The organism is Terrabacter sp. 05T424, from assembly GCF_056396225.1.
Window position 1 is genome coordinate 158,415 of record NZ_JBFTLB010000009.1, and the last position, 10,066, is coordinate 168,480.

The window sequence follows — 10,066 nt, forward strand, 5'->3', positions numbered from 1 at the left end:
ACGGCACCAAGGTGATCCCATGTTGACCTACGTCCTCAAGCGCATCGGGCAGACCGTGCTCACCGCGTTCCTCGCAACAGCCACGGTCTTCGTCCTGCTGCGGATGGCCCCGGGCGACCCGGCGGCGAACTACGCGCCGCCGAACCCGACCTCGGAGCAGCTCGCCGCCATCCGTGAGCAGTTCGGGCTCGACCAGTCGATCCCGGTGCAGTTCGTGACCTTCCTGCAGCACCTCTTCCAGGGAGACGTCGGCACCTCGTTCTTCTTCAAGCGCCCGGCGCTCGAGGTCATCATGGAACGCATCCCCTACACGGTCACCCTGGCGGTGGCCGCGATCGTCGTCACGGCGGTGGTCGCGATCCCGCTCGGTGTGTGGATGGCCCGTCGGGCCAACACCGCCAAGGAGCTCGGCGCCAACATCGCCACGATCGCGGGCCAGTCGATGCCGGACTTCTGGATCGGCTTCGTCCTGCTCATCCTCTTCGCCGTCAACCTCGGCTGGTTCTCACCTGCCGGCTTCAACTCGGCGAGCTCGATCGTGCTGCCGACCGTGACGATCGCCATCCTCCAGATCGCCCTCATCTCGCGGCTCGTGCGCCGCGAGATGGTCGTCAACCTGGCGGCGCCCTACCTCACCGTCGCCCGCTCCCGCGGCATCTCGCAGCGGGCCCTGACCTGGAGGTACGCGTTCGGCAACTCGGCGATCCCCGTGGTCACCGCGCTCGGCACGCGTTTCGCCGCGATGCTCAACGGTGTGGTCATCGTCGAGGTCGTCTTCAAGTGGCCCGGGGTGGGCGAGCTCGTCGTCAACGCCCTCAAGCAGCGCGACTTCCCGCTCATCCAGGCCACGGTGCTCGTCACGGTCGTGCTGGCGCTCGTCGTCCAGCTGCTCGTCGACCTGCTCTACCCGCTCATGGACCCGCGCGTCCGACTCGGCGAGGCCAGCGCATGACCACCTCCACGCCGAACCTGCCCAACCCGCGGCTCGCGCCCGACCTCAGCGAGGTGCCCGGCTCGATCCTCGGCCGCGACTCCGCGGTCACCAAGGTGCTGCTGCGCCGCTCGGCGGCCGCCCGCCGCGCCCGCTACAGCACCATCAAGATCTGGGTCGGTGCGATCTGCGCCGGGCTCGTGGTGGTGCCGGTCGCGCTCGCACAGGTGCTTCCCCTGCCCGACCCGATCGTCGGTGCACTCTCCGAGTCGTCGCTGCCGCCCTTCAGCGCGGGCCACCTCTTCGGCACCGACCCCAACGGCCGTGACCTGCTGAGCCGCATCCTGCACGGCGGCCAGACCTCACTCGTCATCGGCGTGCTCGCGATCTTCGTCTCGGGCCTCGTCGGCATCGTGGCGGGTGCGGCGGCCGGCTACTTCGGCGGCTGGGTCGACACGATCGTCTCGCGTCTGCTCGAGGCGCAGATGTCGCTGCCGCTGCTGCTCATGCTCCTGCTGGTCGTCGCCCTCTTCGGCCCATCGATCCCGGTCATCACGCTGGTCATCGCCTTCGCCCAGTGGCCCGAACCGGCGCGCATCACCCGCGCCCTCGTGCTGGTGGAGCGCGAGAAGCCCTATGTCGCAGCGGCCCGCGTGCTCGGCCTGCACCGCGTGTCGATCATCGCGCGGCACGTCATCCCGAACGTCCTGCAGCAGGTGCTCGTCGTCGTCCTGCTGTTGCTGGCCCAGGCCGTGCTGCTCGAGAGCGCGCTCAGCTTCCTCGGGGCCGGCGTGCAGCGCCCCTACCCGACGTGGGGCGGCATCATCTCCGACGGGCGCGAGCTGTTCGTGACCGGCAAGTGGTGGCTCGTCACCATCCCCGGCATGGTCATCGCCATGCTCGTCGTCGGGGTCAACCTCGTCGGAGACGGTCTGCGCGACAGGGTCCGCCGTGCGAAGGGAGACCAGTCATGAGCGTTCTCGAGGTCAAGGACCTCCGGGTCGAGCTGATGACCGGCTCCTCTGTCGTGGTGGCAGTCGACGGCGTCAGCTTCCACATCGACGAGGGCGAGACCGTCACCATCATCGGCGAGTCCGGCTCGGGCAAGTCGACCACGGCCATGGCGATCCTGCGCCTGCTGCCCGACGACCTCGCCGTCATCTCGGGCGAGGCGCGCATCGGCGGCCAGGACGTCACGGGCAGCCGGGACGCCATCGACCGTCTGCGCGGTCGCGCCGTGGCGCTCATCCCGCAGGACCCGATGACGGCCCTGAACCCGATCCGCACCGTGGGTCGCCAGATGACCGAGGCCGTGCGGGTGAAGTACCCCAAGCTGAGCAAGGCGGAGGCGAAGCAGCGGGCGCTCTCGCTCATGGAGCAGGTGCACATCCGCAACCCCGCCAAGCAGTTCGACGCCTACCCGCACCAGCTCTCCGGCGGCATGCTCCAGCGCGTCCTCATCGCCATGGCGGTCTCGACCGACGCCGACCTCATCGTCGCCGACGAGCCGACGAGCGCCCTCGACGTGACGGTGCAGGCCGGCATCCTCGACCTGCTCCTCGAGCTGCAGGAGCAGACCGGCATCGCGTTGCTGCTCATCACGCACGACCTCGGCGTCGCGCGCCTCATGAGCGACCGCATCCACGTGATGAAGTCGGGCACGTTCGTCGAGGGCGGTTCGGTCACCGACGTCGTCGACCACCCGCAGCACCCGTACACCCAGAAGCTGCTCGGCGCGATCCCCGAGCTCGGGCCGTGGCAGGACCCGGCGCTCGACGCCCCCACGCTCGTCAAGGAGGTCAGCCATGGCTGACGACCTGCTCACCGTCAGCAACCTCGTCGTCGAGTACCGCACCGGCAAAGAGGTCTTCCGCGCCGTCGACGACGTGTCGTTCTCGGTCCCTCGCGGCGGCACGCTGGCCATCGTCGGCGAGTCCGGCTGCGGCAAGTCCACCATCGCGAAGGCGCTCGTCAGGCTGCTCAAGCCGACGTCGGGCGTCATCGACCTCGACGGCACCGACCTGGCCCAGCTGTCCGAGAAGCAGCTGCGGCCCCTGCGGCACCGCGTGCAGATGGTCTTCCAGGACCCGTACGGCTCGCTCGACCCACATCTCACGGCGCAGGACATTGTGGCAGAGCCGCTGCGGGTGCGCGGTGAGAAGTCGCGGAAGGTCCAGCGCGACAAGGCAGCCGAGCTGATCGACCGGGTCGGCCTGCCGAAGACGGCGCTCGAGCGCAAGCCCCCGGAGTTCTCGGGTGGGCAGCGTCAGCGCATCGGTATCGCCCGGGCGCTCGCCTCCGGTCCAGAGCTGCTCGTCTGCGACGAGGCGACGAGCGCGCTCGACGTCTCGGTCCAGGCGCAGGTGCTCGAGCTGCTGCGCGACCTGCAGGCCGACACGGGCCTGACCTACCTCTTCATCTCGCACAACCTCGGCGTCGTGCGCGCCATCTCGCAGGACACGATCGTCATGCGCGCGGGCCAGATCGTCGAGAGCGGGCGCACCGACGACCTGCTCTCGCGACCGCAGGAGGACTACACCCAGCGCCTGCGCCGCTCGGCCCTGGAGCCCGGCCTCATGACGGGCATCAAGCCACGCCACCTCATCCGCCACATCGCCGCCTCCCGCGCGGCCGAGACCGAGAAGGCCTCATGACCACCTCCACCCTGCCCACCCTCGAGCTGCCGGGACTCGACAAGCCCCTGCCGCGGCTCGTGCTCGGCACGATGACCTTTGGCGACACCGTCGACCTCGACACGGCGCGCACGATGGTCGACACGGCGCTCGACGCCGGCATCACCTCCATCGACACCGCCAACGGGTATGCCGCCGGGCGCAGCGAGGAGATGCTCGCCGAGATCCTCGAGGGCCGCCGGGATGCCGCGACGATCGCGACCAAGGCGGGCATCTTCCCCGGCGACGCGGGGGGTGCGCCGCTGCTGTCCGCCGCTGGGCTGCGCTCGTCCCTCGAGGCGAGCCTGCGCCGCCTGCGCACCGACCACGTCGACGTCTACTACCTCCACCAGCCCGACCGGTCGGTCCCGGTCGAGGAGACCGTCGCCGCACTGGGCGAGCTGGTCGAGGAGGGCAAGGTTCGCGCCATCGGCGTCTCGAACTTCTCGGCGTGGCAGATCGGCGACGTCTTCGCCGCCTGTGACGCCCTCGGAACGCCGCGCCCGATCCTCGCCCAACAGCTCTACAACCTGGTCGCCCGGCGCATCGAGGCCGAGTACGCCGAGTTCGCGACGACCAAGGGCCTGGCGACTATCGTCTACAACCCGCTCGGAGGCGGACTCCTCACCGGCCGTCACTCGTTCACCGAGTCGCCCGGCGAGGGCCGCTTCGGCTCGTCGGCGCTCGCCACCATGTACAAGGACCGCTACTGGAACGCCGAGACGTTCGCGGTCATCGAGGCCCTCGCCGCCATCGCGTCGCAGGCCGGCATCACCCTCCCCGAGCTGTCACTGCGCTGGCTGCTGAGCAAGCCGGTCGTCTCGGCGGTGCTCCTCGGGGGATCCAAACCACACCAGCTGGAGGCCAACATCACTGCTGCACAAGCCGGTCCGCTCCCCGACGAGATCATCGCCGCATGCGACGAGGCGGGTCTCGCACTCGCCGGGTCGATGCCGGGGTACAACCGATGAGCGCGCAGGGGGGCGCCGGCCAGACGGCCGTGGAGCGCAGCCGCGCCCGGGTGCTCGACTACGCGCGGCGCGTGCGGTCTCGTGAGCAGATCATCGGCTACTGGGTCATCATCGACTCGCCCGTGTCGACCGAGCGGCTCGCCCGGCTCGGTTGGGACTACGTCTGCTTCGACGCCCAGCACGGACTGCTCGACTACAAGGGCATCCTGGCCGGCATGCAGGCCGTCGACGCCGGCGGCGAGTCCGTCGGCATGGTCCGGGTCGGCGCCAACGACCCCTTCCTCATCGGCCAGGCACTCGACGCCGGGGCCGCGGGCGTCATCGTGCCCCTGGTCAACACCCCCGAGGACGCCGCGCGCGCCGTGTCCTACGCGAAGTACGGCCCCGAGGGCATCCGGTCGTACGGTCCGATGCGCTCGCAGCTGCGGATCGGGCCCAACCCGGCCGACAGCAACGCGGCGACCGTGGTGCTCGCGATGATCGAGACCCCGCAGGGCCTGGCGAACGTCGAGGAGATCGCGGCGACGCCGGGAATCGACGGCCTCTACATCGGGCCCTCCGACCTGCGCCTCGCCGTCGGCGGTGCGACCTCGGTCGACCCAGCAGTCGACGACGTCTTCGAGGCCGCCGTCGACCGCATCCTCAAGGCAGCGCAGGACGCCGGAATCGCGGCGGGCTTCCACACCCCGAGCGGAGAGGTCGCGGCCAAGCGCCTGGGCCAGGGCTTCACGCTCGCCACCGTCAGCTCCGACCTCATCCACCTCGAGCAGGCCTCCACGGCTCACCTCAAGGCGGCCCGGAGCGAGTCGTGAGCGTCGCGGACGCCGCGGCCGAGACGCTCCCCACCGACGGCGTACTGCGTCCGCGCGATGGGGGCGGCGGCACGGCATACCTCCCGACCCCGACCGTGCAGTGCCACGCCGCCAACCTCGCGTGGCTGCCGAACGGCGACCTCGCCTGCGTGTGGTTCGGTGGCACGCAGGAGGGCGTCAGCGACATCACCGCCTACCTCTCCCGTATGCCGTCGGGCACCGATACGTGGCTCGACCCGGTGCCGCTCAGCGACGACCCGACGCGGTCGGAGCAGAACCCGGTCCTCTTCACCGCCCCTGACGGCGACGTGTGGCTGCTCTACACGGCCCAGCTCGCCGGCAACCAGGACACGTCCGAGGTGCGACGCCGGGTGTCGCGCGACGGGGGCGAGACGTGGGAGGCGCCGACGGTGCTGCTGCCCGCAACCGATGCCGGGGGCGTCTTCGTGCGCCAGCCGCCGGTGGTGCTCGCGAGTGGACGCATCCTGCTCCCGGTCTTCAACTGCGTGACCGTGCCGGGTGAGAAGTGGGTCGGCAACGAGGACACGTCGAGCGTGTGGTGGAGCGACGACGGTGGCACCACCTGGACCGAGACGTCAGTGCCGGGATCGCTCGGGTGTGTGCACATGAACATCGTTGTGCGACAAGATGGTTCGCTCTGGGCATGCTTTCGCAGCCGGTGGGCCGACCACGTCTGGGAGACGACGTCCACCGACGACGGCCTCACGTGGGCCGACCCCGTGCCGACCGAGCTGCCCAACAACAACTCGTCGATCCAGGCCGTTGCCACGGGTGGGGGAGAGGTCGCGCTCGTGCTCAACCGCAGCTCGGCCCTCGACGCCACCGAGCGGCGCGTGTCGCTCTACGACGAGATCGACGACGAGGGTGTGGTCGACGGTCTCGACGGCCCTGTCGTTGCCGAGCCGTCCCCCGAGGCTGCCGGGCGCCGGACCGCCTTCTGGGGGGCGCCGCGTGCGCCGATGACCCTCGGGCTCAGTCCCGACGACGGCCGCTCCTGGCCGGTGCTCGTCGACCTCGAGACCGGTGACGGCTACTGCATGTCGAACAACTCCCGCGACGGGCTCAACCGCGAGCTGTCCTACCCCTCGGTCCTGCCCGGCCCGGACGGCGACCTGCACGTCGCGTACACCTACCACCGTCGCGCCATCAAGCACGTGCACCTGCCCGCCGAGCTCGTCGACGCGTACCGCCGGTCCCTGTCCCGGTGACCGCGTCGACGATGACCGGGCCGGCTCCCACTGCAACCGGCGACCGCGCAACACGCAGCGCGGTCATCACGGGAGCCAGCTCGGGCATCGGCCTCGCGATCGCGCAGGACCTCCTCGGCGCCGGGTGGCGCGTGCTCGGCCTCAGCCGCTCGCGCGGTGGGCTGTCGGACGCCGCCGCGTGGGTGCCGTGCGACCTGGCCGACGTGACGTCGGCCGACGAGGCCGTGAGTGCGGTTCGCGAAGCCACGGCCGGCGGCGTTGACGCGATCGTCCACGCCGCCGGCCTGCAGTACTCCGCCCGGGTCGGCGACCTCGAGCCCGAGCAGGGCGAGCGGATGTGGGCGGTGCACGTGCGCGGTGCCGAGCTTGTCGTCAGCGGCCTTCTCGGCTCGCTCGTCGACGGCGGTCGCATCGTGCTCGTCGGCAGCCGCACCATGACTGGCGTTCCGGGCAAGAGCCAGTACGCCGCGACGAAGGCCGCGCTGGCGGCGATGGCGCGCTCGTGGGCCAGTGAGCTCGCACCCCGGAGCATCACCGTCAACGTCGTCGCCCCCGGCCCCACGCGTACGGCGATGCTCGATGACCCCAACAGGTCGTCGGTGCCTCCGGTCGTGCCACCCCTCGGGCGGCTCGTCGAGCCTTCGGAGGTCGCGGCTCTGACGCGTTTCCTGTTGGAGCCGTCTGGCGCGATGGTGACCGGTCAGACCATCGTCATCTGCGGCGGCGCGTCCCTCCCCTGAGTCTCCAGACGTGGAGCGTCGCTCAGTCGACAGCGTCGACGGCGTCGACCGCGAAGGTCACGATGGAGAGCCCGGCGACGCGGCCGATCATCCGGCCCCTGATGCTCGCCCCGCTGGCGTACCTCGACCCCCGCGGCCGTCTCGAGGTCGTCGTCGACCCCGAACCCGAGCCGCATGACACCGTCGAACGACGTCTCGCTGCGGTAGCCGAAACCGAAGAGGGCGAGCTCCTCGAGCGAGAAGGGCCCGCGGGTGGAGATGGAGCGGGTGGCGGTCATCTCCCCATGGTGACCACCGGCACCGACAGCCCTCCGCGGCAACGGAGTCGGCCCGCTGCGGGACGTGCCCAGCAGTAGATATCCCGAGGACCGACCCGGGGTGCGGTGGACGATGTCGGCGCCCCGTCCACCGCACCCTTCGATCGGCGGGCGGACGCGTCAGTCGTCGTCGGTCTTGTGGCTCTTGACGACGACCGTGCCGACCATCCCCATCCCGTCGTGGAACTGGCAGATGTAGTGGTAGGTCCCCGCCTTCTCGAACGTCACGCGGAAGTGCGTGCCCGGCCCTGCGGTCGGCAGGACGCCCGAGCTGAGTGAGCCGCCGGTGAAGTGCCTCGGGTCACCGACCGGGATCGGCGCCGGGGGCTCGCTGCCGAACGTCACCGTGTGCGGCACCGGATCGCCGTTGTTGAGCGACCAGTCGAAGTCGACGGTGTCACCGACGTGCACGGTCACTCTCTGCCGGATGAAGCGCATCACCATGAGCATGTGCTTCTCGTCGACCGCTCCGACGTAGACGTGGTGGTTGCTCGCCTTCTCCCTGATCTCCGAGACCAGGTGGAAGCCGTGGCGGACGGTGGATGCCCGGCCCGCCCGGTACTGGTTGTCGTAGAAGGGCTGCGAGTGCGGGTACGGGGTGCCGGCAGCGGCCACGTGGACCGTGCCCTTCATCGCCTGGCCGTGGATGAGGCAGTAGTAGACGAAGTCACCCCGTCCGGTGAAGGTCAGGCGGTAGGAGGTGATCGTCGGTGGCAGCTCGGAGAACTGCATCGTCGAGAGAATTCCGGAGTTGCGCACGTCACCCGGCGTGTTGATCCGGTGGTTCGCCGACTGGGTGGTCTGGGCCGGGTTGCTCGGGTCGAACGGGGCAGGCAGCTGCCCGACCGGCAGGAAGGTCACGGTGTGCGGCTCCATCGAGGCGGCGGTCCAGCGGACGGTGTCGCCCACGTCGATCCAGATGTCGCCCGGCAGGAACTGCATGCCCTGGATCGCGCCGTTCCTCGACTGGTCGCCGACGTGGACTCTCCAGGTGGTCGGTCCCGCAGCCCTCTCCGTTCCCGCTGTCGCGGCGGGGGACAGGAAGAGCGTCCCCAGCAGCACCGCCCCGGCGGCCGCCACCAGCATCCGCATTCTCTTGGGCACGTGGATCTTCATTGGGTCCTCCAAAGGCACGAAACTTGCCCTCCGGCGCCCGAAGGGCGTGTCCACGCTAGGGAGTTCCAGCCGTCGCCACGTCGGAACAGGAACATCCCAGTGACCCCCCACCGGGCGTCCAACGGGGAGCGGCGGAACATCATCGGATGTCGGCCTTTAGCCATCCGATCTGCCGAAATCCTCTGTGTCGCAGTACAGCCCGCCAAGTGCGACATGTCCCGATGGTCGCCTCACGGAAGGTCGACGCCAGCCCTCCTCGGACCGCTGCTCCGCGAGGCCCAGCTGCCTCATCAGGAGAGCGTCAGGATCAGCCGATGCCCAGACGACCAGAATCGGGCGACGTCATGCACACCGTGGTGGTGGGCCCCGTCGGGCTCGAACCGACGACCGGCGGATTAAAAGTCGGTCCGGCGGGTGTATTGCCTTGGGCCCGTGAGGACTTCCGAGCATGGGTGGTGACGGTTGGTTGCCGCCGGCTGCCGTGGCATCTCGAGCCGACGTGCCCCTTTTGCGCCCCCAGGCAACTGCGCGACGTGAGCACGCGCATTGCATCAGCGTTTGCCGCCGAATGCGCCATCGCGTCCGCGGTCCTGGCGTGGGTGCTCGCGTGGGTGATCGCCTGCTGTAGTTCCGGTATCAAGGGCGACCCTTCCGGAGGCATGCCCCAGGAATGCACCGCGCGGGTCTGCGCAGTGACTTGGACGAGCTGGGCTGGGTGGTGCCGCGCAGAAGGCGCTTGCGGGAGCCGGCCGCGCGGGCCTTTGACACCGCCGGTCTCTCGAGGTGGGCAGTGGTCCTCCATGGGAGCCGACGCGGAGCACGACGGCTGGGGCCTCCCTCGTCCGGGCGCCTGAGTCCGAGCGGGTCGGCGAGCCGGCGACTGCGAGTGGCGTCAGCTGGTCGGGCTCCGCCATGAGTCTCGTGGAAGCGTGGGGGCGGCGGGGTGCGCGAGGACGGCGCGCCAGCGCCGCCCGCAGCGCGGGGTCCCTGCCGCGGGTCCCCGCGCTTTTCTGCGCCGCAGGCGCAGCTTGAGCCAGTACAGAAACTCCTCACCGAATCGCCATGTCGATCAGTGTCCTGTCTCGGGTGATGCTTGACAGTCGTGTGTCAGCTGATGCTTGACGCCGGCCGTTGTCGGCCACGCTGTTTGTCGGTGCTCCGTGGGCACCGTCGAGGCAGGGAGGCCGGGATTGGCACTGGTAGTKATGTCGGTGGTCGAGCTGCGGCTGGACGCGGTGCGGGCGGTGCTGGCGGGGGCGAGGGTCACCGAGGTGGCCG

At 70.1% G+C, this 10,066-nt stretch carries 10 protein-coding genes and 1 tRNA gene; 8 read left to right on the forward strand and 3 right to left on the reverse strand.

The genetic code is table 11. From position 1 onward, the window contains the following. Positions 1–19: 19 nt before the first annotated feature. From AC1DE0_RS18200 to AC1DE0_RS18235, 8 genes are read left to right on the forward strand one after another with little or no spacing between them, the layout of a single operon-like run. Positions 20–952, forward strand: coding sequence for an ABC transporter permease (locus tag AC1DE0_RS18200; RefSeq protein ID WP_478103516.1), 933 nt, complete (start codon positions 20–22; stop codon positions 950–952). After that, positions 949–1,905, forward strand: a complete 957-nt coding sequence (locus AC1DE0_RS18205; RefSeq protein ID WP_478103519.1) for an ABC transporter permease — start codon at positions 949–951, stop codon at positions 1,903–1,905. Before AC1DE0_RS18200 ends, AC1DE0_RS18205 begins: the two co-directional genes overlap by 4 nt. Next, on the forward strand, positions 1,902–2,744 hold the full coding sequence (locus AC1DE0_RS18210) for an ABC transporter ATP-binding protein (protein ID WP_478103522.1): 843 nt from the start codon (positions 1,902–1,904) through the stop codon (positions 2,742–2,744). The genes AC1DE0_RS18205 and AC1DE0_RS18210 overlap by 4 nt, the downstream gene beginning before the upstream one ends. Further along, positions 2,737–3,585, forward strand: coding sequence for an ATP-binding cassette domain-containing protein (locus AC1DE0_RS18215; RefSeq protein ID WP_478103525.1), 849 nt, complete (start codon positions 2,737–2,739; stop codon positions 3,583–3,585). The genes AC1DE0_RS18210 and AC1DE0_RS18215 overlap by 8 nt, the downstream gene beginning before the upstream one ends. Then, the gene (locus AC1DE0_RS18220) at positions 3,582–4,574 is read left to right on the forward strand and encodes an aldo/keto reductase (RefSeq protein ID WP_478103529.1); all 993 of its coding nucleotides are present in this window, start codon (positions 3,582–3,584) and stop codon (positions 4,572–4,574) included. The genes AC1DE0_RS18215 and AC1DE0_RS18220 overlap by 4 nt, the downstream gene beginning before the upstream one ends. Beyond that, a complete protein-coding gene (locus tag AC1DE0_RS18225) occupies positions 4,571–5,386 on the forward strand; it encodes an HpcH/HpaI aldolase family protein (protein ID WP_478103531.1) in 816 nt (271 codons plus the stop codon). The genes AC1DE0_RS18220 and AC1DE0_RS18225 overlap by 4 nt, the downstream gene beginning before the upstream one ends. Then, the gene (locus tag AC1DE0_RS18230; RefSeq protein ID WP_478103535.1) at positions 5,383–6,615 is read left to right on the forward strand and encodes a sialidase family protein; all 1,233 of its coding nucleotides are present in this window, start codon (positions 5,383–5,385) and stop codon (positions 6,613–6,615) included. Before AC1DE0_RS18225 ends, AC1DE0_RS18230 begins: the two co-directional genes overlap by 4 nt. Next, positions 6,612–7,355: an SDR family NAD(P)-dependent oxidoreductase gene (locus AC1DE0_RS18235; protein ID WP_478103539.1), complete on the forward strand. Its 744-nt coding sequence runs from the start codon at positions 6,612–6,614 to the stop codon at positions 7,353–7,355. The genes AC1DE0_RS18230 and AC1DE0_RS18235 overlap by 4 nt, the downstream gene beginning before the upstream one ends. Here AC1DE0_RS18235 and AC1DE0_RS18240 read toward each other — a convergent pair. The 3 genes from AC1DE0_RS18240 to AC1DE0_RS18250 form a co-directional block, all read right to left on the reverse strand. Further along, positions 7,316–7,633 (reverse strand): hypothetical protein, encoded by a 318-nt coding sequence (locus AC1DE0_RS18240; protein ID WP_478103542.1) that lies wholly within the window; start codon positions 7,631–7,633, stop codon positions 7,316–7,318. The two genes, AC1DE0_RS18235 and AC1DE0_RS18240, sit on opposite strands and share 40 nt — an antisense overlap. A gap of 159 nt (positions 7,634–7,792) precedes the next feature. Further along, positions 7,793–8,776, reverse strand: a complete 984-nt coding sequence (locus AC1DE0_RS18245; RefSeq protein ID WP_478103546.1) for a plastocyanin/azurin family copper-binding protein — start codon at positions 8,774–8,776, stop codon at positions 7,793–7,795. Positions 8,777–9,145: 369 nt separating this feature from the next. Beyond that, positions 9,146–9,220, reverse strand: a tRNA-Lys gene (locus tag AC1DE0_RS18250). Between the last annotated feature and the right edge of the window lie 846 nt (positions 9,221–10,066).